The 22,833-nt window shown below is 71.7% G+C and carries 15 protein-coding genes; 11 read left to right on the top strand and 4 right to left on the bottom strand.

Annotated elements, in window-relative coordinates:
• Window positions 1-498 (bottom strand): serine dehydratase beta chain (locus tag LDO26_RS16830; RefSeq protein ID WP_305068832.1); only part of this gene is annotated, 498 nt, incomplete at its 3' end.
• A 48-nt stretch (window positions 499-546) separates the two neighbouring features.
• On the opposite strand from LDO26_RS16830, the gene LDO26_RS16825 reads away from it, so the two are divergent.
• On the top strand, window positions 547-777 hold the full coding sequence (locus LDO26_RS16825) for a glutaredoxin family protein (protein ID WP_232132254.1): 231 nt from the start codon (window positions 547-549) through the stop codon (window positions 775-777).
• An 18-nt stretch (window positions 778-795) separates the two neighbouring features.
• On the opposite strand, the gene LDO26_RS16820 is transcribed toward LDO26_RS16825, so the two are convergent.
• The 3 genes from LDO26_RS16820 to LDO26_RS16810 are packed head-to-tail and all read right to left on the bottom strand — an operon-like array spanning window position 796 to window position 2,730.
• Window positions 796-1,356: a YceI family protein gene (locus LDO26_RS16820; RefSeq protein ID WP_232132253.1), complete on the bottom strand. Its 561-nt coding sequence runs from the start codon at window positions 1,354-1,356 to the stop codon at window positions 796-798.
• A gap of 4 nt (window positions 1,357-1,360) precedes the next feature.
• Window positions 1,361-1,948, bottom strand: a complete 588-nt coding sequence (locus tag LDO26_RS16815) for a cytochrome b (RefSeq protein ID WP_232132252.1) — start codon at window positions 1,946-1,948, stop codon at window positions 1,361-1,363.
• A complete protein-coding gene (locus LDO26_RS16810) occupies window positions 1,945-2,730 on the bottom strand; it encodes a YceI family protein (RefSeq protein ID WP_232132251.1) in 786 nt (261 codons plus the stop codon). The genes LDO26_RS16815 and LDO26_RS16810 overlap by 4 nt, the downstream gene beginning before the upstream one ends.
• 195 nt (window positions 2,731-2,925) lie before the next feature.
• On the opposite strand from LDO26_RS16810, the gene LDO26_RS16805 reads away from it, so the two are divergent.
• The 10 genes from LDO26_RS16805 to LDO26_RS16760 all read left to right on the top strand — a co-directional run bounded on the left by LDO26_RS16805 (window position 2,926) and on the right by LDO26_RS16760 (window position 22,770).
• Window positions 2,926-6,480, top strand: coding sequence for a hybrid sensor histidine kinase/response regulator (locus LDO26_RS16805; protein WP_232132250.1), 3,555 nt, complete (start codon window positions 2,926-2,928; stop codon window positions 6,478-6,480).
• 108 nt (window positions 6,481-6,588) lie between these two features.
• A complete protein-coding gene (locus LDO26_RS16800) occupies window positions 6,589-7,590 on the top strand; it encodes a ligase-associated DNA damage response exonuclease (RefSeq protein ID WP_232132249.1) in 1,002 nt (333 codons plus the stop codon).
• Window positions 7,591-7,615: 25 nt separating this feature from the next.
• Window positions 7,616-9,313: a cisplatin damage response ATP-dependent DNA ligase gene (locus LDO26_RS16795; protein ID WP_232132248.1), complete on the top strand. Its 1,698-nt coding sequence runs from the start codon at window positions 7,616-7,618 to the stop codon at window positions 9,311-9,313.
• Window positions 9,310-11,829 (top strand): ligase-associated DNA damage response DEXH box helicase, encoded by a 2,520-nt coding sequence (locus LDO26_RS16790; RefSeq protein ID WP_232132247.1) that lies wholly within the window; start codon window positions 9,310-9,312, stop codon window positions 11,827-11,829. The genes LDO26_RS16795 and LDO26_RS16790 overlap by 4 nt, the downstream gene beginning before the upstream one ends.
• On the top strand, window positions 11,822-12,508 hold the full coding sequence (gene pdeM / locus LDO26_RS16785) for a ligase-associated DNA damage response endonuclease PdeM (protein WP_232132246.1): 687 nt from the start codon (window positions 11,822-11,824) through the stop codon (window positions 12,506-12,508). The genes LDO26_RS16790 and pdeM overlap by 8 nt, the downstream gene beginning before the upstream one ends.
• 158 nt (window positions 12,509-12,666) lie before the next feature.
• Window positions 12,667-13,299 carry an OB-fold-containig protein gene (locus LDO26_RS16780; protein WP_232132245.1) on the top strand — a complete coding sequence of 211 codons (633 nt, stop codon included), beginning with the start codon at window positions 12,667-12,669 and terminating at the stop codon, window positions 13,297-13,299.
• A gap of 49 nt (window positions 13,300-13,348) precedes the next feature.
• Window positions 13,349-15,331 carry a flotillin family protein gene (locus LDO26_RS16775; RefSeq protein ID WP_232132244.1) on the top strand — a complete coding sequence of 661 codons (1,983 nt, stop codon included), beginning with the start codon at window positions 13,349-13,351 and terminating at the stop codon, window positions 15,329-15,331.
• Window positions 15,332-15,518: 187 nt separating this feature from the next.
• Complete coding sequence (locus LDO26_RS16770) at window positions 15,519-20,885, top strand: DNA repair ATPase (RefSeq protein ID WP_232132243.1); 5,367 nt, start codon at window positions 15,519-15,521, stop codon at window positions 20,883-20,885.
• On the top strand, window positions 20,882-21,658 hold the full coding sequence (locus LDO26_RS16765; RefSeq protein WP_232132242.1) for a hypothetical protein: 777 nt from the start codon (window positions 20,882-20,884) through the stop codon (window positions 21,656-21,658). Before LDO26_RS16770 ends, LDO26_RS16765 begins: the two co-directional genes overlap by 4 nt.
• On the top strand, window positions 21,655-22,770 hold the full coding sequence (locus tag LDO26_RS16760) for a toxic anion resistance protein (RefSeq protein WP_232132241.1): 1,116 nt from the start codon (window positions 21,655-21,657) through the stop codon (window positions 22,768-22,770). The genes LDO26_RS16765 and LDO26_RS16760 overlap by 4 nt, the downstream gene beginning before the upstream one ends.
• Window positions 22,771-22,833: the final 63 nt, after the last annotated feature.

The following is a 22,833-nucleotide window of genomic DNA, read 5'->3' as shown; positions in this document are numbered from 1 at the left end:
GACGATGCGGTCCTCGGCGGCCTCGTCCTCGTTGACCACGAAACCGCCGCCGACCGAGTAGTAGTCGCGGGTGGCGATGACGCCGCCGTCCCCGCTGTAGGCGGTGAAGCGCATGCCGTTGGTGTGGAAGGGCAGCTTCTGGCGCTTGTTCATCACCAGGTCGCTCTTCTCGTCGAAGGCGATCTCGCGGACGCCGCCGAGGCGGATGCGGCGCTGGCCGCGGATGCGTGCCAGCGCATCGGGAATGAGGTCCGGGTCGATCAGGTTGGGCATGTGGCCTTCCAGGCCCATCATGACCGCCTTGTCGGTGCCGTGGCCGCGGCCGGTGAGCGCGAGCGAGCCGAACACCTCGGCGCGCACGCGCACGACCTCGTCGAGCCGGCCGGGCACCTCCAGCCAGCGGCGCACGAAGCGCGCGCCGGCGCGCATCGGCCCGACGGTGTGCGAGGAACTCGGCCCGATGCCGATCTTGTAGAGGTCGAAGGTGCTGACGGCCATCGCGCTATTCTACGGGCCACTCCTTCCTGACGTCTGACGCGTCGCGGCATGACCGATCCCGGACCGATCCTGTACCAGCGCGACGACTGCCACCTGTGCGACCTGGCGCTGGACGTGCTCGCCGAGGCGCGGGCGCCGGCGTTCGCCAGCGTGTTCATCGACGGCGATGCTGCGCTCGAAACGCGCTACGGCACGCGCGTGCCCGTGCTGCGCGATGTCGCCGGGCGCGAACTGGACTGGCCGTTCGACGCCGTGGCGGTGCGGCGCCTGCTCGGTTGAACCGGCGGGCGGCGGCGATCAGGGGGACGGTTGCAGATAGACCCGGGTGCTGACCGCGATCTCGTTGGGGATCGTGGCGGTGTCGGCCCATTCGCCGGCGCCCACGTCGAAATCGAGTCGGCGCACGGTGGCGCGGCCCGACAGCAGCGGGCGATTGCCCGGGGTCCAGGTGAAGGTCAGCGTCACCGGCCTGCGGATGCCGCGCAGGGTCAGCTCGCCGTCGGCGGCGAACTGGCCGTTGCCGAGGTCGCGGAAGCGGGTCGCGGTATACGTCGCCTGGGCGAACCTGGTCGCGTCGAAGAACGACGGGCCACGCATCTCGCCGTCGTAGTCGTCGTTGCGCGTCGTCGCCGAGGCCAGCGGGATCGTCACCGACAGCGCGGCGTCGTCGAGCTGCACCGGATCGAAGCGCAGCGTGGTGCTGAAACCGGGAAAGATGCCGCTGAAGGTCTCGCCCTGGTACTTGCCGGCGAAGGCCAGCGACGAGCCGGGCGCCTGCACGTAGTCGGCGGCGAGCGCGGAGAACGGCAGCGCGGCGGCGAGCGCCGCGGCGATCAGGAAACGGGGGGAGCGCGACATGGCATCAGTCCTGCGTGGGAAGGGAGGGGGCGTTCCGGTTCCGGAACCAGCTGCGAGGCAGCATCCGCGCCAGCGTGGCATCGCGCTGGAACACGTGGTGGTACAACGCGGCGGCGGCATGGCCCAGCGCCAGCACGACCAGCGTCCAGAACAGCAGTTCGTGGACTTCGCCGGCGGTCGCGCGCAGCGTCTGGCTGCGTTCGGCCAGGGCCGGCAGGTTGAACAGGCCGAACCACTGCAGCGGATAGCCGGCTGCGGAGTTGAACGTCCAGCCGCTGAGCGGGATCGCGAACAGCAGGCCGTAGAGCAGCCAGTGGGTGATCGATGCGAGCCGCGCCTGCCAGGCTGGCGTGCCGGGTACCGGCGCGGGCGCACCGGCATACAGCCGCCACGGCAGCCGCAGCGCGGCGAGTGCGAGGATCGTCAGGCCGAGCGATTTGTGCAGTGCATAGACCTCGATCTTGGCCGGACTGTTGCGCATGTCGCCCATCAGCAGGCCGATGGTGCCGGTCGCGAGGATCAGCAGCACCACGGCCCAGTGCAGCAACTGGCTGATGCCGCCCCAGCGGGCGTCGGTGTTCTTCAGGGTCATGGCTGCGGTTCCGGGGCGGATGGCGGCAGGTCGGCGGGATCGCGCGGGTCGGTCGTGCCGGGTGTGCCGTCGGCAGGCACGCCATCGTCGCCCACGTCGTCCGCATCCGCATCGCCGTCGTCGGGGGCGGCCGGATCCTGCGCCTGGCCGTCATCGTCGTCATCGGCATTGCCGCGTGCGCGGGTGGCTTCGACCTCGATCCGCAGCTCGACCGCATCGCCGATGACCGAGCGCCACGCGGTCATGCCGAAATCGCTGCGCGACAGCGCGGCCGTGGCCGAGAAGCCGATGGTGCGCCGGAACGGCGGCAGCGGATGGCGCCTGAGCGCGTTGTGCACGACCTGCAGTTCGACCTCGCGGGTGACCCCGCGCAGCGTCAGCAGGCCGTGGACCACGGCCCGGTCGGCGTCGATGGGCTCGATCCGGGTGGACACGAAGCTCGCGACCGGATGCGCGTCGGCGTCGAGCAGGTTGCGGGCGAGCGTGGCCCGGTTCCAGGTCGCGTCGCCGAGATCGAGGCGGTCGAGCGGAACCGTCACCTCGACCCGCGCCAGCGACCAGTCTTCGGGATCGAACCACAGCGTGCCGGTGCTGCCGGACACCGTGCCGATCGCCTTCGAGAACCCGGCGTGGTCGATGGCGAACATCACCCGGGTGTGCACCGGGTCCAGCACGTAGTGCGCGGGCGCGGCGCGGACCGGTACGGTCCACGCCGGGGCGGCGGCCCCGAGCAGCAGGCAGAGCAGCAGACGGGGCAGGAACTGGAGCGGTGGTCGGTGCATCGGGTTCCTTGGCGCGGCGCGCAGGCGGCTGCCCCGATTCTAGGCATGAACGCCGTGCACTGCGGTTTCATCCGGCCCGGCGGCCGCGCGGCTTGCATCCACAACGCCGCGTTGCGAGCATCGCTCCGGGGAAGAAGCGGTCACATGCGACGGGACCAGGGGTCAGGGATGCGGATACGCGCGGCGATCATCGGAATGTGCGGCCTCGCCCTGCTGGCGGGCATGGCGATGGCGGCGGCACCGGAAACGCCGCGACTGCGGATCATCGGTGTCGCCGACGGCCTGCCGGCGAGCGAAGCGATGGGGCTGGCGCAGGACCGCGACGGCTACGTCTGGGCGGCCACCGCCGACGGCCTGGCGCGGCTGGACGGTACTTCGGTGCGGGTCTGGCACCACGATCCCGGCGATCCCGCGTCGATCTCGGGCAATGCCCTGCAGGCCCTGCACGTGGACGCCGAGAACCGGGTCTGGGTGGCGGGCCAGGAGGGCGCGGTCAGCATCCTCGACGCCGCGCGCAGTGGCTTCCGCCACATCCCGGACGACACCTGGCCGGACTTCAAGGCCGGCGTCACCTGGGACTTCGCCAGCCGGCCCGGAGAGATGTGGCTGGCGACCGGCGGCCTGGGCATCTACGGTACGCGTGACGGCAAGCTGCTGGTCAACCTGCGGCATGTGCCGGGCGACCCGCACAGCCTGCCGTCCGACCGGGTGGTGGCGATCGACTTCGACGAGGACGGCACGCTGTGGGCGGCGACCACCGGCGGGCTGGCGAGTTACGACGGCCAGCGCGTGCAGCGCATCGAGCTGCCCGGCGACCCGCAGGATCCGCTGGTGCTGTGGACCGGCGTGGTCGACGGCGAAGTCTGGGCCGGCGCCACCAGCGGCCTGTACCGCCGCGACGCGGACGGGCAGTGGCAGCAGCCACGATGGGGCGGCATGTTCGCGCGGCCGAACCTGGTGCAGGCGATGGTGCGCGACCACGAGGGCGGCTACTGGATCGGCACCCTGCGCGGCCTGTGGCGCGTGGCGGGCGGCAACAGCGTGCCGGTCCCCGTTCCGCTGGGTCCCAGCGTCGGCCGCTCCACCGCAGCCAGGCAACTGCTGCTGCAGGAGGACGGCGCGCTGTGGGTGGCGGCCAGCGGCGAAGGGCTGGCCTACCTGCGCTCGGACTGGCGCGGGATCGGCCAGTTGGCCAACCGCGAAGGCGGGCTGGGGGGCTGGGACTACGAATCGGTCGGGCGCGCGCGCGACGGTGGCCTGTGGTTCGCCAGCGCCGACGGTTTCATCGAGCACATCGATCGCAATGCGAACCTGACCCGGCTGTCGGGGCCGGCTGCGCAGGAGCTGCGCGGACAGCGGCTGCAGGCGATCGTCGAGGACGATGCCGGCGCGCTGTGGGTCGGACTGCGCAACGGCCTGGTGCGGATCACGCTCGACGGCGAGCTGAAGAAATGGATGGCGGACAGTCCGCGCGATCCCAGCCTGGGATCGAACTACGCGGTGCTCGTGCTCGGGCCCGGTGGCACGCTGTGGGCGTCGAGCCAGGGCAACGGCATCGAGCAGCGCGATATCGCCGATGGCCGGGTGCTGTTCCGGGTGGAAGCGCCGGTCGACCCGGAACAGCGGGCACCGCCCGGCGGGCAGGGCGCGCATGCGATCGCGATCGACGCCGATGGCCAGCCGTGGGCCGCGACCGAGGCCGGGCTGGCGCGTTTCGATCCCGACGCCCGTCGCTTCGTGCCGGTGGACGCGGCCTGGGGCGAGGCCGTGTTCGGTGTTGGCTTCGATGGCCCCGATGCGCTGTGGCTGCATCGCCAGCGCGAGCTGCTGCGGCTCGTCCGCCGCGACGGCGACTGGCAGGCCGACACCAGCGTCGGCGTCGCCGAAGGCCTGCCGGGACTGCTGTCGCACGGCCTGCGCGTCGATGCCCGGCACCGGGTGTGGCTGTCGACCCGGCGCGGTTTCTACCGATGGGACCCGGCCGAGCGCAAGCTGCGCCATTACGGCCTGCAGCATGGCCTGGCCAGCCAGGAGATGTTGCCGCGCAGCCTCGGGATCAATGCCGACGGACTGCTGGCGGCCGGCACCAGTGCCGGCACCATCGTGCTGCTGGACACCACCGTCGACGAGGACACCACGCGCGCGCCGCGGCTGCAGCTGGCCGGGCTCGACGTGCGCCGCGACGGCGACTGGCGCCGGCTCGAGGGCGAACACATCCAGTTGTTGCCCGACGACCGCGAATTCCGCATCGATGCGCATCTGCTGTCCTACGACGACCCGATGTCGAACACCTACTGGTCGCGGCTCGATGGCCTGGATGGCGACTGGGTGCGCCAGGGCGCCAGCGGCCAGCGGACCTTCTCCAACCTGCCGCCCGGCCGCTACCGGCTGCGCATGCGTGCCAGCGACACCTTCGGCAACATGTCCGGCGAACAGTCGCTGGCGATCGACGTGCTGCCGCCGTGGTGGCGTACGCCGTGGGCGCTGGCCGGGTTCGGCCTGCTGGCGCTGCTGCTGCTCGCCCTGGCCGCGTACCTGTACCTGCAGCGCCTGCGGCGCCGGACGGGCCTGCAGATCATCGAGCACAAGCGCGAGCTTGCCGAGCAGGCCTCGCAGGCCAAGAGCCGGTTCCTGGCGACCCTGGGCCACGAGGTCCGCACGCCGATGACCGGCGTGCTGGGCATGAGCGAACTGCTGCTCGACACGCCGCTGGAGCCGCGCCAGCGCGGTTACGCCGAGGCCATCCGTCGTGCCGGCGAACATCTGATGCGGTTGGTCAACGATGCGCTGGACCTGGCCCGCATCGAGGCGGGGCGGCTCGAACTCGATCCGCAGCCGTTCGACCTGCACGCGCTGGTGCAGGACGTGGTGGCGCTGTCGGCGCCGATGGCGCGGCACAAGTCGCTGGGCTTCGACACCGTCTTCGACGAGGCGACGCCGACCTGGGTGCGCGGCGACGCGATGCGGGTGCGCCAGATCCTGCTGAACCTGCTCGGCAACGCGGTCAAGTTCACCGAGCAGGGCAGCGTCGGCCTGCAGGTCGGGCGCGGGCCGGCCGGCGAGATCCGTTTCGTGGTCTCCGATACCGGCCCCGGCCTCAACGAGGAGCAGCGCCAGCGCCTGTTCCGCCGCTTCGAACAGGCCGAGGGCGCGCGCACCGCATCGCGCTACGGCGGCAGCGGGCTGGGCCTGGCGATCAGCCAGGAACTGGCTGCGGCGATGAGCGGCCGGATCGATGTCGACAGCACGCCCGGCGAGGGCACGCGGTTCAACGTGACCCTGCCGCTGCCGGTGGTCGACGACCCGCCGCGCCGATCCGGCGGCGGCGTCCGCGAGCGGCTCACCGCCGCGGTGGGGCTGGAGATCCTGCTGGTCGAGGACGACCAGACGGTCGCCGACGTGATCACCGGCCTGCTGCGTTCGCAGGGCCACGAGGTCGTGCACGTCATGCACGGACTGGCCGCGTTGTCCGAAGTCGCGACCCGCAGCTACGACCTGGCCCTGCTCGATCTGGACCTGCCCGGCGTCGACGGCCTGACCCTGGCCGGGCTGCTGCGCGAGCAGGGCTTCGGGCAGCCGATCGTCGCGGTGACCGCGCGCGCCGATGCCGGGGCCGAGCCGGCGGCGCTGGCGGCCGGCTTCAACGGTTTCCTGCGCAAGCCGCTGACCGGCGAGATGCTGTCCGACGTCCTGGCCGCAAGCTGGCGCCCGGCGCCCAGCGTGGACGGGGACCCGGACCGCGACGGCTGACGTCACGGTCGGGTATCGCGGTCGGACATCGGCCGCCGTCGCGGCAGTTGCGACGGCGGCCGCGCAGGCTTGGCGTTTCCTGCACAGGGCCGCGCCCAGACTGCCGCGATGTCCGCCGTATCCCGCGACCTGATCCAGCTGCGACCGGAAGGGCTGTACTGCCCGGCCGGCGATTTCCACATCGATCCATGGCGGCCGGTGCCGCGCGCGGTGATCACCCATGGCCATGGCGACCACGCGCGCATCGGCATGGGTGCCTACCACACCACGCGCAGCGGTCTGCCGATCCTTGAATGGCGGCTCGGCGAGCAGGTCTACGTCGCGCACGAGTACGGTGCCCCCTTCCGGATGGGCGCGGCGACGGTGTCGCTGCATCCGGCCGGACACGTGCTCGGTTCGGCGCAAGTGCGGGTCGAGGTCGACGGCGAGGTCTGGGTCGCATCTGGCGACTACAAGCGCCAGCCCGATCCGACCTGCGTGCCGTTCGAGGTCGTGCGCTGCGACACCTTCATCACCGAGGCCACGTTCGGGCTGCCGGTCTACCGCTGGCCGGACACCGCGGAGGTGGCCCGCGACATCGTCGACTGGCGCGACCACTGCGCCGGGCGCGGCGAAGCGGCGGTGCTGTTCTGCTACGCACTGGGCAAGGCGCAGCGGGTGCTGGCCGAACTGGCGGTGCATACCGACCGGCCGGCGCTGTTGCATGGCGCGGTCGCGGCCGGTGTCGAGGTCTACCGGCGTGCCGGTGTCTCGATGCTGGCGACGCTGCCGGTCAACGAGACCGCGCGCGGCGCCGATTTCGCCGGGCAACTGGTCATCGCACCGCCGTCGGCGGCCGGCAGCGCGTGGATGCGCCGGTTCCGCCGCGCGCAGCAGGGCTTCGCCTCGGGCTGGATGCGGATCCGCGGCAACCGGCGCCGGCGCAACTACGACCGCGGCTTCGTCGTCTCCGACCATGCCGACTGGCCCGACCTGATGCGCACCGTGCGCGAGACCGGCGCGTCGCGGGTCATCGCCACCCATGGCAACACCGACGCGATCATCCGCGCGCTGCGCGAGGACGGGATTGCGGCGGAGGCGTTCCGGACGGATTTCGGGGGTGAGGAATGAGTGGGGCGCGTCCGAAGGGCCGGACATGAAACGCTTCGCGCGCCTCTACCGCGAACTCGACCAGAGCACCGCCACCCTCGACAAGCGCGCGGCGTTGGTCGCGTATTTCCGGCAGGCGCCGCCGCGGGACGCGGCCTGGGCGCTGTACCTGCTTTCGGGCGGCAAGGTCGCCGGCGCGCGCAGGAAGATCGCGACCACGCGCGAGTTGCGCGAGTGGATCGGCGAGGTATCGGCGACGCCGGACTGGCTGGTCGACGACAGCTACGACCAGGTCGGCGATCTTGCCGAGACGCTGGCGCTGCTGCTCGACGATCCGGCCGATGCCGGCGAGGACCTCGCCCTGGCCGACTGGATCGAGGGCCGCCTGCTGCCGGTCGCCAACCGCGATGTTGAGGCGCGCCGCGCCGTCGTCGTCGATGCCTGGCGCACGCTGCGCTTCGACGAGCGGCTGCTGTTCAACAAGCTGCTGACCGGCGCCCTGCGCGTCGGCGTGTCGCAGCGGCTGGTGCAGCAGGCGCTGGCGGAGATGAGCGGGATCGACATCGCGCGGCTGGCGCAGCGGATGCTCGGCGACTGGACGCCGACGCCGGATTTCCTGCGCGACCTGCTGTCGCCGGAGGTGCTGCCCGGCGACCGCCAGCAGCCGTATCCGTTCTTTCTCGCCTCGCCGCTGGAATCCGCGCTGCGCGCCGATGCCGACGCTGCGGACAGCGGCGACGATGCCGGCGACGGCGCCGAGACGGGTATCGCCCTCGCCAACGATCCCGATGCGGTCGCGCGCGCGCTCGGCCCGATCGGCGACTGGCTGCTGGAATGGAAGTGGGACGGCATCCGTCTGCAGCTGATCCGCCGCGACGGCGGGGTCGCGTTGTGGTCGCGGGGCGAGGAACGGCTCGACGGACGCTTCCCCGAGATCGAGGCCGCGGCCGCGACATTGCCGGACGGCGTCGTGTTCGACGGCGAACTGCTGGCGTGGCGTGCGGACGACGACATGCCGCTGCCGTTCACCGCGCTGCAGACCCGCATCCAGCGGCTGAAGCCGGGGCCGAAGACGCTGGCCGACACGCCGGTGCGGCTGCAGGTCTACGACCTGCTGGAGCTGGACGGCGAGGACTGGCGCGCGCGTCCGCAGCATGCCCGTCGCGCCGCGCTGGAAACGCTGGTCGCGGCGCATGCCGATCCGCGCATCGTCGTGTCGCCGCGGATCCCTGCCGACAACTGGCGGGCCGCGGCCGCGCTGCGCGGACAGGCGCGCGATCGCGGCGTCGAAGGCCTGATGCTCAAGCGCGCCGATGCGCCGTACCAGGCCGGCCGCCGGCGTGGCGACTGGTGGAAATGGAAGATCGATCCGCTGACGATCGACGCGGTGCTGATCTATGCCCAGGCCGGGCATGGCCGGCGCAGCACGCTCTACACCGACTACACCTTCGGCGTGTGGGACGGCGACGTGCTGGTCCCGGTCGCCAAGGCGTATTCGGGCCTCGACGACAGCGAGATCCTCGCGCTCGACAAGTGGATCCGCGCGCATACGCTGGAGCGCTTCGGGCCGGTGCGTGCGGTGACCCCGCACCATGTGTTCGAACTCGGTTTCGAGGCGGTGAACCTGTCGAAGCGGCACAAGTCCGGAATCGCCGTGCGCTTCCCGCGGATCCTGCGCTGGCGCCACGACAAGCCGATGGCCGAGGCCGACCGGCTCGAGGCCCTGAAGGCGCTGGCGCGGTGACGCGCCTGCGTGGTCCCGACGCGCCGCTGCGCGCGTGGTTCGATGCGCAGGGCTGGACCCCGGCGCCGTTCCAGCGCGAGGTCTGGCGCCGCTATCTGGCCGGCGAGTCCGGCCTGCTGCAGACCCCGACCGGCAGCGGCAAGACCCTGGCCGCGCTCGGCGGTCCGCTGCTCGAGGCGCAGGCGAAGCAGGCGGCTGCGGCGCGTGCCGGCCGTCCGTCGCGCAACCGGCCGGCCGTTATGGAGAAGGGCGCCCGGCCTTCTCGCGGCAGGCAGGCGGACCGCGACCTGTCGCTGCTGTGGATCACCCCGCTGCGCGCGCTCGCCGCCGACACCGTGCGCGCGATGCAGGCGCCGGTCTACGCGCTCGGGCTCGACTGGCGGATCGGCCTGCGCACCGGCGACGCCAGCGCACGCGACAGGCGGCTCGCTCGCGAGGGCAAGCTCGATGCGCTGGTCACCACGCCCGAATCGCTGTCGCTGCTGCTGTCGTATCCCGATACCGCGCCGCGACTGTCGACGCTGCGCTGCGTGGTCGTCGACGAATGGCACGAACTGCTCGGCAACAAGCGTGGGGTGCTGCTGCAGCTGGCGCTGGCGCGCCTGCGCGCGCTGAATCCGGATCTGCGCATCTGGGGCGTGTCGGCGACGCTCGGCAACCTCGACGAAGCCCGCGACGCGCTGTTGCCGCATCAGCCCGAAGCGGCGATCGTCGCCGGCGCCCGGCCGAAGCGCTTTACCCTCGACACCTTGCTGCCGGGCGAGGGCGAGCGCTTCCCGTGGGCGGGGCACCTCGGCCTGGCACAACTGCCACGGGTGCTCGAGCGGCTGATGGCCGAGCGCACCAGCCTGCTGTTCGCCAATACCCGTTCGCAGGCCGAGTTGTGGCACCGCGCGCTGGCCGCGGTCTGGCCGGAGGCACCGGAGACGCTGGCACTGCACCACGGTTCGCTTGATCCGAAGCTGCGTGCCGCCGCCGAACAGGGCCTGCGCGACGGCAGCGTGCGCTGCGTGGTCGCCACGTCGAGCCTGGATCTCGGCGTCGATTTTCCCGCGGTCGACCAGGTACTGCAGATCGGCAGCCCGAAGGGCGTCGCGCGGCTGCTGCAGCGCGCGGGCCGGGCGAAACATCGTCCGGGCGAGGCCGGGCACGTCGTCTGCGTGCCGACGCATGCGCTGGAACTGGTCGAGTACGCGGCGGCGCGGGTCGCGGTCGCCGCGGGCAGGATCGAGTCGCGTCCGTCGCCGGTACTGAGCCTCGACGTGCTGGCCCAGCACTGCGTGACGCTGGCGCTCGGCGGCGGTTTCGATGCCGATGCGCTGTTCGACGAGGTCCGCGGCACGCATGCGTTCCGCGCCCTCGATCCGGCAGCCTGGCGCGCAGTGCTGGATTTCATCGTGCAGGGCGGTGCGGCGCTCGCGCACTATCCCGAGTTCCGTCGCGTCGTGCGCGGCGACGACGGCCTCTACCGGGTCGAGGACCGGCGCATCGCGCTGCGCCACCGGCTGTCGATCGGCACGATCGCCAGCGACGGCGCGGTGCGCGTGAAGCTGCTGCGCGGCGGCGGCCTGGGTTCGGTCGAGGAGGGCTTCATCGGCCGGCTGCGGCCGCACGACCGTTTCCAGTTCGCCGGGCGCACGCTGGAGCTGGTGCGGCTCGAGGACATGACCGCCTACGTGCGTATCGCCAGGGCGGGCAGCGGCACCGTACCGAAGTGGCAGGGCGGGCGCCTGCCGCTGTCGGGCACGCTGGCGCGCGAGGTCGAACGCATGTTCGCCGGTCCGCGGCAGGCGCCGGAGTTGCGCGCGATCGGCCGCCTGCTCGACCTGCAGCAGGGGCTGTCGGCGCTGCCCGCGCCCGGCCGCCTGCTGGTCGAATGGGTGCAGGCGCGCGGCGGACGGCATCTGTTCCTGTATCCGTTCGCCGGCCGCCACGTGCACGAGGGCCTCGCCGCGCTGCTGGCGCTGCGCTGGGGACGGCGGGCGCGCAACAGCTTCGCGTTCTCGGCCAACGACTACGGCCTGGTGCTGTCGCCGGCGCAGGCGGTCGAGATCGACGCGCCCGGCATCGCGGCGCTGCTGGCGCCCGCGGACCTGCTCGACGACCTGCGCGAGAGCCTCAACCTCGCCGAGCTGGCGCGGCGCCAGTTCCGCGACATCGCCCGCGTCGCCGGGCTGCTGCCGCCGTCGCTGCCGGGCCGCGCGCCGCGTTCGATGCGTCAGCTGCAGGCTTCCAGCGGCCTGCTGTTCGACGTGCTGCGCCGGCACGATCCCGGCCACATGCTGCTGGCGCTGGCCGAGCGCGAGGTGTTCGCGGCGCAGTTGGATGTGGTGCAGCTGCGCGCGACGCTGGACGACTGCAGCCGGCGCGCGCTCGACCTGCATGTCCTGAAGACGTTCACCCCGCTGTCGTTTCCGTTGTGGGCCGAATCGCTGCGCGGGCGGCTGAGCACCGAGGACTGGCGCACCCGCGTGCAGCGCGCCGCGGCACAGCTGGAGCAGCGCAATCGTGACTGACGGCGGCTCGCCACGCGGCACGCTGGACGTCGTCGTCGCCGGCGAGACGCTGCGGCTGCTGCCCGAGCGCGCGCTGCTGTGGGTGCGCACGCGCACGCTGGTCGTCGCCGACCTGCACCTGGGCAAGGCGCATCATTTCCGCCAGGCCGGCATCGCACTGCCGCGCGGCGGCACGGCACACGATCTGCAGTGCCTCGACCGGCTGGTCGCGGCCACCGGCGCGACCCGGCTGCTGGTGCTCGGCGACCTGCTGCACGCCGGTGCGCGCGATGCGCCGTGGCGCGCAGCTTGGCAGGCGTGGCGCGCGCGCCATGCCGCGCTCGCGGTGGAACTGGTCGGCGGCAACCACGACCGCGCGCTGCGCGCCGCGCCCGGGCTGGCGGCGACCCTGGGCCTGCGGCTGCACGGCGCGACGCTGCGCGCGCCGCCGTTCCTGTTCGTGCACGACGTCGACGACGCGGTCGCTGCCCCGGGCGACTATCGGCTTGGCGGCCACGTGCACCCGGTCGTGCGCCTGCCCGGCCTGCCGCGGCTGCCGGCGTTCGCGTTCGCCGGCGATGCCGGCCTGTTGCCGGCATTCACCGCATTCGCAGGCGGCCTGGCGGTCGAGCCGGCGCCAGGCACGCGGATCTGCGTCTGCGCCCCGGACGCGGTGGTGGCGCTGCCGTCACCCGTTTGAGCGCGCGCCGGCTTCCGCGATGCGAAGGCGCGTAACGACGGCGGCTTGACGCCGCATATGCCTGCGCTGGCATTATTGCCGGCCCATCGGACCGGAACCGTCCGCGCCGGGCAGCGCCGGGAGCGCTGCCGGTCCGGAGCTAGGAGTGCATCGCCGACATGGCCGAGTTCCTCGCCACCGCCCTGGGCTATCCGACGCTGGTCTACAGCGTGCTGCTGGGCGCGTGCGCGGTCTACTGGCTGCTCGCCGTGCTGGGGCTGGTGGATGTCGAGGGCCTCGACCTCGATTTCGATCTGCCCGACGGCGCCGACGCGCATGGCCTGGTCGGTGTGCTGTCGCGGCTCGGGCTGGACCGGCTGCCGACGATGCTGGTGCTCACGCTGCTGGTGTTCTTCGGCTGGTTCTTCACCTATTTCATCCATCTGTTCCTGCTCGCGCCGCTGTGGGGCTGGCTGCGCTGGACCCTCGGCACCGCGGCCGCGGTGCTGGCGCTGGTGCCCGCGGTGCTGCTGACCACGGCGCTGCTGCGGCCGCTGCGCCGCTGGCTGATGCGGCTGCAGCCACCCGTCGACGAACAATCCCTGCTGGGCCGGGTCGCGGTGGTGCGCACGCCGACCGTCTCGACCAGCGCAGGCATGGCCGATCTCGACGATGGCGGCGCCGGGCTGGTGCTGCAGGTGCGCAGCGACACGGCCGCGATCGGCCGCGGCGACCGCGTCGTGCTGGTCGAGTTCGACGCCCCCAACCACTGCTACCGGGTCGTCCCGGAAGCCGACTACCGTCACATCTGAACCCCATGGTCCGCAGGACGCGGACCACAATCCCGAGGAGAAGCATCCGATGAGTGTCGCCACGCTCGCCCCGTTCCTGATCGGCCTGGGCATCACCGTGATCGTGCTGCTCGGCGCGGCCGTCCTGTTCAAGGCCTTCTACAAGAAGGTCGACCAGGGCACCGCACTGATCGTCAACGACATGAGCTCGCAGCCGAAGGTGCGCTTCACCGGCGCGCTGATCATCCCGGTGCTGTACCGCGCCGAGCTGATGAAGATCAGCCTGATCACGCTGCAGATCGACCGCCGCGGCAAGGAGGGGCTGATCTGCCGCGACAACATGCGCGCCGACATCGCGGTCGCGTTCTACCTGCGCGTCAACGAGACCCAGGCCGACGTGCTGCGCGTGGCCAAGGCCCTGGGCGCCGACCGCGCCTCCGACAAGCACGCGGTCGACGAACTGTTCAACGCCAAGTTCTCCGAGGCGCTGAAGACCGTCGGCAAGAAGTTCGACTTCACCGACCTGTTCGAGAAGCGCCAGGAATTCCGCGACGAGATCATCGCGGTCATCGGCAACGACCTCAACGGCTACGTGCTCGAGGACGTGGCGATCGACTACCTGGAGCAGACGCCAAAGAGCGTGCTCGACCCGCACAACATCCTCGACGCCGAGGGCATCCGCAAGATCACCGAGCTGACCGCGTCGCAGAACGTGGTCACCAACGAGCTGGAGCAGAACGAGCGGCTGGCGATCACCAAGAAGAACGTCGAGACCCGCGAGGCGACGCTGTCGCTGGAACGCCAGCAGGCCGAGGCCGAAGCGCGCCAGCAGCGCGAGGTCGAGACCATCCGCGCGCGCGAGGAGGCCGAGACCGCCAAGGTGCAGGAGGAGCAGCGCCAGGTCGCCGAGAACGCCCGCATCGAGGCCCAGCAGCTGATCGACATCCGCGAGGAGAACCGCCTGCGCGAGGTCGAGGTCGCGGCGCAGAACCGCCAGCGCGCGGTCGCGATCGAGGCCGAGCGGGTCGAGCGCGCGCGCCAGCTCGAGCAGGTCACCACCGACCGCGAGGTGCAACTGCAGGGCGTGGAGCGCGACAAGGTCGTCGAGCAGGGCAAGATGGACGTCGCCAACATCACCCGCGAACGCATCTCGATCGACAAGACCGTGGCCCAGGAAGAGGAGCGCATCAAGGAAGTGCGCGAGGTGTCCGAGGCCGACCGCCTCAAGCAGGTGACCATCCTCGATGCCGAGGCCAAGGCCCAGGAAGCGCTGGTGCGCCAGGTCAAGGAGGCCGAGGCGCGCGAGACCGCGGCGAAGCACCGGGCGGTCGAGGTCACGACGCTGGCGCAGGCCGAGTTCGAGGCCGCCGGCAAGCAGGCCGAGGCCAAGAAGGTGCTGTCGGAGGGCGTGCGCGCCGAGCAGGCGGCGCCGGGCCTGGCGGACGCGCAGGTGCAGGAAGCCGCCGCCAATGCCTACGAGAAGCAGGGCCTGGCCGAGGCCAGGGTGATCGAGGCCAAGGCCGACGCCAATCTCCGCCAGGGCACGGCCGAGGCCAGGGTGCTGGCCGAGACGCTGGCCGCGCAGGCGCAGGGCGAGGAGCAGATGGGCCGCGCCAAGGCGACGGCGGTCGAATCGATCGGCCTCGCCGAGGCCTCGGTGGTCGAGAAGAAGCTGCTGGCCGAGGCCGAGGGCCTGGTGAAGAAGTTCCAGGCGATCGACGCGCTCAGCGACAGCGCGCGCGGCCACGAGGAGTTCCGCATGGCGCTCGACACCGGCCTGAAGCAGGCGCTGGCGTCGATCGAGGCGGGCAAGGAAGTCTCGCGCGAGAACGCCGAGGTCATCGCCACCGCGCTGCGCAACGCCGACATCGACCTGGTCGGCGGCGACGGCGGCATGTTCGACAACCTGATCAAGGCGGTCTCGCTGGGCCGTTCGATCGAGGGCCTGGCCGACAAGAGCCCGGTGGTGCAGGAGCTGATGCACAAGTACCTGGGCATCGAACGCGGCAATCCACAGCCCAGGGCCGATGGCAGCGCGGCGAGCGCAGGCTGACCGACCGCGGTCCGTTCGCCGCTGCGGCAGCTGCGGGTCGGCCCGCCGTACCCCTTCCCCCGCTCGCGGGGGAAGGGGCCGAAGGCGGATGGGGGCGCGTTCGCCTTGTATGCAGCGCAGCTGCAACGCCCCCCGCCTTTCCCCGCAAGCGCAAGGCGCTTGAAGACAGACAGGACCACCACCTGCGATGAGCGATCCCACCCAGGACAGCACGCCCCGCCAGGACAACGCCTCCCCCCGGGACGGCAGGGCGCCTGCCGATGCCGGCGACGCGGCGGGCGACAACCGCGCCGACCAGGCCGTCGCCCAGGGCGGCGTCTACGAGGTGCTGCGGCGGCGGCTGGTCGAGCAGGGCACGCGCCTGCGCGCCCTGGCCGAAGGCCTCAACGCGCGCCGCCTGCAGGAATTCGGCGACAGCCGGATGGACGTCGTCGGCCGTTTCCGCATCCGTACCGAGAACAACTGCGTCGGCCGCGACATCGTGCAGGTGCTCGGTGACCATCTGCTGTTCGGCTACAACGTCTACATCGGGCTCAAGACCCGGACCCGGGTCGAGGACGTGTTCGGCCTGTACCGGCTGACCGAGGGCCCGGACGGCTACGACGTGGTGCCGGTCGACATTCCCGGCAGCTTCCTCGGCGACGCCGGCTTCGTCCGCGATTTCGGCGAGCTCTACGCCTACTACAAGCACGCGCGGCTGCTGCAGCTGATCGTGCGCGAAGGCCGCCTGCTGGCCGCCTTCCAGATCGGCGAGCGCAGCAGCGACGTGCGCGTGTTCCGCTGGGCGATCGCCAACACCGGCGAACTGACCTATCTCGATTCGCGCGGCGAGCGCGACATCGCGCTGCCGCCGCCGTTCGATTTCGAATGGACCCGCGCGACCCGCGAGCTGGCGGTCGACGGCCGCCACCCGCACCTGAACATCCTCGACACGATCTTCGTCGAGACCACCGGCGGCGACCTGACCGTCAAGGTCGAGAACAACACCGAGACCGGACAGGGCGTCTACAGCGAACCGGTCGAGGACCGTACCCAGTCGATCGACGACGCGGTGTTCGACTTCGCGAAGGTCGGCTCGCTGATCCTGCTCAAGGTGCTGCCCTACCGCGAGCAGGAATGGCGCGGACTGATCTACAACACGCTGACCGGCCGCATCGTCCGCAACGACGCCATCGTCCAGGCCTGCGTGCAGCTGCCCGAGGACCACGGGATCATCTTTCCCGGCGGTTACTACCTGCAGAGCGGCGAGCACAAGGCCTTCGACGCGCAGATGGACGGCATGCAGTTCAAGCGCGCGATCCGCTCGCCCAACGGCGAGGACGTCATGTACGTCTTCTACGACCGCGAGGCCGGGCGCTCGGCGCTGTTCGTCTACAACACCATCCAGCGCGCGCTGCAGAACCCGGTGTTCGGCCACGGCTACGCGATCCTCGCCGACGGCCGCATGGTGCTGTTCCACGCCGAGGGCGAGGCGCCGACCCGCATCCACCCGATGCAGGTCTGGCAGACCCCGTTCACCAGCGACGAGTTCGCCGCGCGCGCGCCGACCGGCAACAGCTTCATGGGCCGCATCGGCAACCCCGAACTGGTGCGCGGCATCTCCAACCTGCTCGACCTCGCCCGCGAGATCGACGGCCGCGAGGTCTCCGTACAGCGCTACCAGCTGCTGGTGCACAACACCCGGCGCATGTTCGACGCCCACCACTGGCTCGAGGACGACGCGTGCGAGGGGGCCGGCCCGCTGCTGCACGAGATCGCCGCGACCGGCGAGTCGGTGCTCGACGAGTACGAGAAGGTCGAGAGCATCCGCCGCCAGTCCGACCGGGCCATGCGCGAGGCCGAGGCGGACCACCGTGCGCTGCTGGGCCGGCTGCAGCCCGACAGCTGGAACCGGATCGAGGATTTCGTCGAGGCGCTGGGCGGGATCACCCGGCAGCGTGGCCATCTGCTGACGATCCGCGAGCTGCGCTACATCGACACCGCGGCGATCGACCGCATGGGCGAGGCGCTGCAGGAAGCGCAGGACCGCATCGGTGCCGCCACCGGCGCCTTCCTCGCCGACGAGAAGGCGCTGCAGCCGCTGGCCGAGCGCCTGCAGGCGCTCGACGCCGAGGCCCGGCAGGCGCAGACGGCGCGGGCGCTGGCCGGGCAGATCGACGCCATGCAGGCGCTGGCCGCGGACCTGGACATGCTGTCGGAACTGATGGCCACGCTGAAGGTCGACGACGCCACCGAGCGCACCCGCGTGGTCGAGGCGATCTCCGGCCTGTATGCGCGCCTGAACCAGTCGCGCGCGCGCGCCGACCAGCGCCGTCGCAGCCTCGGCTCGGCCGAGGCGGTCGCCCAGTTCGGCGCGCAGTTCGCGCTGTTCGGGCAGGCGATCGCGGGTGCGCTGGCGCTGGCGACCGATCCCGAGCGCGCCGACGAACAGCTGTCGCGGCTGATGGTGCAGCTGGAGGAACTGGAGAGCCAGTTCGGCGAGCACGAGCAGTTCCTGAGCGACATCCTGGCCAAGCGCGAGGAACTGGTGGAGACCTTCGAGGCGCACAGGCAGGCGCTGCTCGACGACCGCCAGCGCAAGGCGCAGGCGGTGTTCGACGCCGCCGCGCGCATCCTCGACGGCCTGCCGCGGCGTACCGAGCGCTTCGCCACGGCCGACGAGCTCAATGCCTTCTTCGCCGGCGACGCGCTGATCCTCAAGCTGCGCGAACTCGCCGAGCGGCTGCGCGGCTACCGCGACAGCGTCAAGGCCGACGACGTCGAGTCCCGGCTCAAGGGCGTGCGCGACGAGGCGGTACGCGCGCTGCGCGACCGCAGCGACCTGTTCGAGGGCGGCGGCCAGGTGATCCGGCTGGGGCCGCGGCACCGCTTCAGCGTCAACACCCAGCCGCTGGACCTGACCATCCTGCCGCGCGGCGACGGCCTGGCCGTGCACCTGACCGGGACCGACTTCTACGAGGCGATCCACGACGACGAGCTGGAATCGCTGCGCGACTACTGGCAGGTCGCGCTGGATTCGGAATCGCCGTCGATCGCGCGCGCCGAGTACCTCGCCGGCCTGGTGCTGGAGGCGGCGATCGCCGGACGCGAAGACCTGTCGCTGGAGCTGCTGTCCGCGCAGGCCGGCGATCCGGAGGCGCTGGAGCGCACGGTGCGCGCGTTCGCCGCGCCGCGCTACCGCGAGGGCTACGAGAAGGGCATCCACGACCACGACGCGGCGCTGATCCTGCGCGCGCTGCTGCCGCTGTACGCGGCGGCCGGCCCGCTGGTGCATCCACCGGCCGCGCGTGCGCTGGCGGCGCTGTTCTGGGCGCGCGAAGGCGACGGCGGTGATGCCGCGCAGTGGCCCGAGCGCACGGCCGGGGCACTGGCGATCCAGCGCCTGTTCGGCGCCGGCGAAGGCCTGGACGCGCTGCGCGCCGAGATCGCCGACACGCTGGCCGGCTTCATCGCCCGCGTCGCGCTGCCGCTGGACCCGGCGCTCGCCGGCGAGGCCGCCACCTACCTGGTCGACGAATTGCGCGAGGGGGCGCCGACGTTCGGCTTCAGCCATTACGCCCGGCAACTGGTCGACGCGCTGCGCCAAGCGCTGGATTCGGCCGGCATGGCCGCGACCTTCGATGCCTCGCTGCAGCACCTGGCCGACCGGCCCGCGGCGCAATGGGCACTGGCGGCGCAGTGGCTGCATGGCCTGTGCAGCGATCCTGCGCAGGCGCCGCTGGCCGGCTACGTGCCCGAGGCGATCGTCCTGCTGCTGGCCGGCCGCGAGCTGCGCCAGCAGGTGCGCGAGGCCACGCTCATCACTGATGTCGAGGGCCTGCTCGGCGAGCATCCGCGCATCCACGATGGCCGCCTGCAGCTGTCGGTCGACGATTTCCTGTCGCGCCTGCGGAGCCACCGCGCGCGGTTCGTGCCCGCGTTCCACCGCTACCAGGAGGTGCGCCAGCGCATCGCCGCGCGCGAGCGCGACGCGCTGCGGCTGTCGGAGTTCAAGGCGCGGCCGCTGACCTCGTTCGTGCGCAACCGGCTGATCAACGAGGTCTACCTGCCGATCATCGGCGACAACCTCGCCAAGCAGATGGGCACGGTCGGCGAGGACAAGCGCAGCGACCTGATGGGCCTGCTGATGATGATCAGCCCGCCCGGCTACGGAAAGACCACGCTGATGGAATACGTGGCCAGCCGGCTCGGCCTGGTCTTCATGAAGATCAACGGCCCCGCGCTCGGCCACGAGGTGCGCTCGCTCGATCCGGCGCAGGCGCCCGACGCGACCTCGCGCCAGGAGCTGCACAAGCTCAACCTGGCGCTGGAGATGGGCAACAACACGATGCTGTACGTCGACGACATCCAGCACACCCATCCCGAATTCCTGCAGAAATTCATCTCGCTGTGCGACGGCACGCGCCGCATCGAGGGCGTGTGGAAGGGGCGCACCAAGACCTACGACATTCGCGGCAAGAAGTTCTGCGTGGTCATGGCCGGCAACCCGTATACCGAGTCCGGCGAGGTGTTCAAGATCCCGGACATGCTCGCCAACCGCGCCGACATCTACAACCTCGGCGACGTGCTCGGCGGCATGGAGGACGCGTTCAAGCTCAGCTACATCGAGAACAGCCTGACCTCCAATCCGGTGCTGGCGCCGCTGGCGACCCGCGACCTCGCCGATCTGCATCTGCTGGCCGAGCGCGCCGGCGGCAAGGAGGTCTCGACCAACGACCTGTCGCACGCCTACGGCGGCGCGGAAATCAACGAGATCACCGCCACGCTGCAGCGGCTGATGCAGGTGCGCGACGTGGTCTACCGGGTCAACCAGCAGTACATCGCCAGCGCTGCGCAGGCCGATCGCTACCGCACCGAGCCGCCGTTCCGGCTGCAGGGCAGCTACCGCAACATGAACAAGCTGGCGGAGAAGATCTCCCCGGTGATGAACGACGCCGAGCTGCAGCAGCTGATCGCCGACCACTACCTCGGCGAGGCCCAGCTGCTGACCACCGGAGCGGAGGAGAACCTGCTGAAGCTGGCCGAGCTGCGCGGCACGATGACCGACGAGCAGGCCGCGCGCTGGGCGCAGATCAAGCGCGACTTCATGCGCAACAAGGCGATGGGCGGCGACGATGCCGACACCGGGGCGCGCGTGGTCGCGCAACTGGCCGACATCGCCCAGGGCCTGCAGGCGATGGGCGCAGCGGACGACGCAGCGCCGCAGGCACCGCCGCCGTGGCAGGAGATCCTGGCCTCGCTGCAGCGCATCGCCGAGCGCGACGCGGGCGCATCCGCTGTGCGCACCGACCTGGCCGACGTGCTGCCCGGCTCGATGCGTGCCGCGGTCGATCCGCTGCTCCAGCAGCTCGGCGAATCGCTGGCGGGGCAGGCCGGGCTCAATGCCGCGCTGGCGCAACTGGTCGAGGTGCTGCGCCTGCGCGCGGCCCAGAATGCCGCCGGGCCGGCCTCGGCGAAGCAGCGCCGCGAACGCACGCCCGCCGAACGCAAGCTCGACGAGGCGCTGGGCCAGCTGGGCCTGCTGGACGGGCGCAAGGGCGACGCGCCGCAATGAGCGCCGGTGCGCCCGGCGCCGGTCCGCAGGTCCCGACGCCCGCCGGCGCGCTGGCGATCGCCGGCTATGGCGACGACGCCCTCGCGGCGCTGGCCGCGATCGACGTCGAGGCCGCGCTGGACGCGTCGCCGGCGGCCGTGCTGGTCCAGCGTCTGGGCGCGCTGCATCTGGCGATGCGCGCCGACGATGCCCGCGGCCTGCGCCGCAAGGTCGGCCTGATCGGCCGGCTGCTGGGCCGCGATGTCGCGCTGCAGGCCGATGCCGATGCGCTGGCTGCGCGCATCGGCGTGCTGCTGCGCGACGTGGACCGCGCCGCCGACGCACTGGCGACGCACGCGGCCGCGCAGCAAGCCTGCATCGACGCGGTCGAGGCCGGTTGCGCGCGGCTGGCGCAGGTCGAAGCCGAGGGGCAGGCGCGGCTCGATGCGATGCCGGCCGCGGCAGACACCCTGCCCGGCGACGCAGCGGCCCAGCTCGCGCGGCGCCTCGACCACCTGCGCACGGTGCTGACCACCCACGCGCTGACCGCGCGCCAGCTGGCCCTGCTGCGGGCGCAGAGCACGGCGCTGCTGGCGCGCCACCGCAACATCCGCGACGTGCTGGTGCCGGCCTGGCGCCAGCGCGCGCTCGGAGCCGGTGCCGTGGCCGGCGCGGTGCAGGCCCGCGATGCCGCCGCGATCGAGGCGCAGATCGCCTCCGAACTCGCCGGCATGACCGCTACACTCGACAGCCACGGGCCCGTGCACGGCCCCGATCAGGAGACCGCCGCATGAGCCAGGACACCCCCGACCACGCGATCGTGCCCGCGGGCAGCACAGCCGACGCGGGCGCTCTCGACGACAGCGCGCTGCTGGCGCTGGGCCTGACCCCGGACGACCGCAAGGAGATCGCCGCCGTCGGCAGTACGCTGCAGGACATCACCCCGGGCAACCTGCACGTGTTCGGCCGCGACGCCGCCGGCAAGACCGCCGCATTCTCCAGCCAACTGCTCGACCAGGTGCGCAACAGCGATCTCGACGCGTCCGGCGACAAGCTCGGCGAGGTCGTGCGCATCGCCCGTTCGCTGGATCTGGGCGGATTCCAGGGACGCTCCAGGCTGCCGGTGATCGGCCCGCTGATCGATCGCCTGAAGTCCTCGCGCGACGAGCTGGTGCAGAAATTCAGCACCACCAACCAGCAGATCGAACGGCTGATGCAGGACATCGGCCGCCAGCAGGACACCCAGGGCAAGCGCGTGTCCGAGTTCGACCGCATGTTCGACATCGTCGTCGAGGAGCGCCGCGCGCTCGGCGTGCACGTCGCCGCCGGCCGCCAGCGGCTGGCCGAGCTGGCACAGGAGCAGCGCGCGCTGGCCGGGCTCGAGGACCCGGCCTCGCGCACCCGCCGCGCCGAGATCGACAATGCCATCCGCCTGCTCGACAAGCGCGTCGGCGACCTCGCGGTGATGCAGCACGCGGCCGAGCAGTCGCTGCCGATGATCCGCCTGATCCAGGCCAACGCGATCCAGCTGATCGAGAAGTTCAACACCGTCCGCAACGTCACCATCCCGTCGTGGAAGCGCCAGTTCGCGATCCAGCTGTCGCTGGGCGAGCAGAAGAACGCTGTGGAACTGTCGAACGCGATCGACGACGCCACCAACGAGCTGATGCGCCGCAATGCAGACCTGCTGCGCGAGACATCGGTCGAGACCGCACGCGCCAACCAGCGCGCGGTCATCGACATCGCGACCCTGCGCCACGTCCACGACCAGCTGATCCAGACCGTCGAGGAAGTGCGCGACATCCATCGCGAGGGCATGCAGCAGCGCCGCGAGGCGGAAGGCGAGCTCGCGCGCCTGCGCGAGGACGTGCAGAAGCAGCTGGCGGCGCCCACGCAGGCGCAGTAGCCACGGTGGCGGTCCGGGATCGGGTGCGCACCGCGCCGACGCGGGCATGAGCGTGTCCGGCCA

Source organism: Proluteimonas luteida (assembly GCF_021191695.1).
Classification (GTDB): domain Bacteria; phylum Pseudomonadota; class Gammaproteobacteria; order Xanthomonadales; family Xanthomonadaceae; genus Luteimonas; species Luteimonas luteida.
The sequence above is the reverse complement of the archived record's forward strand: the minus strand, read 5'-3'. Positions and strand labels throughout refer to the sequence as shown.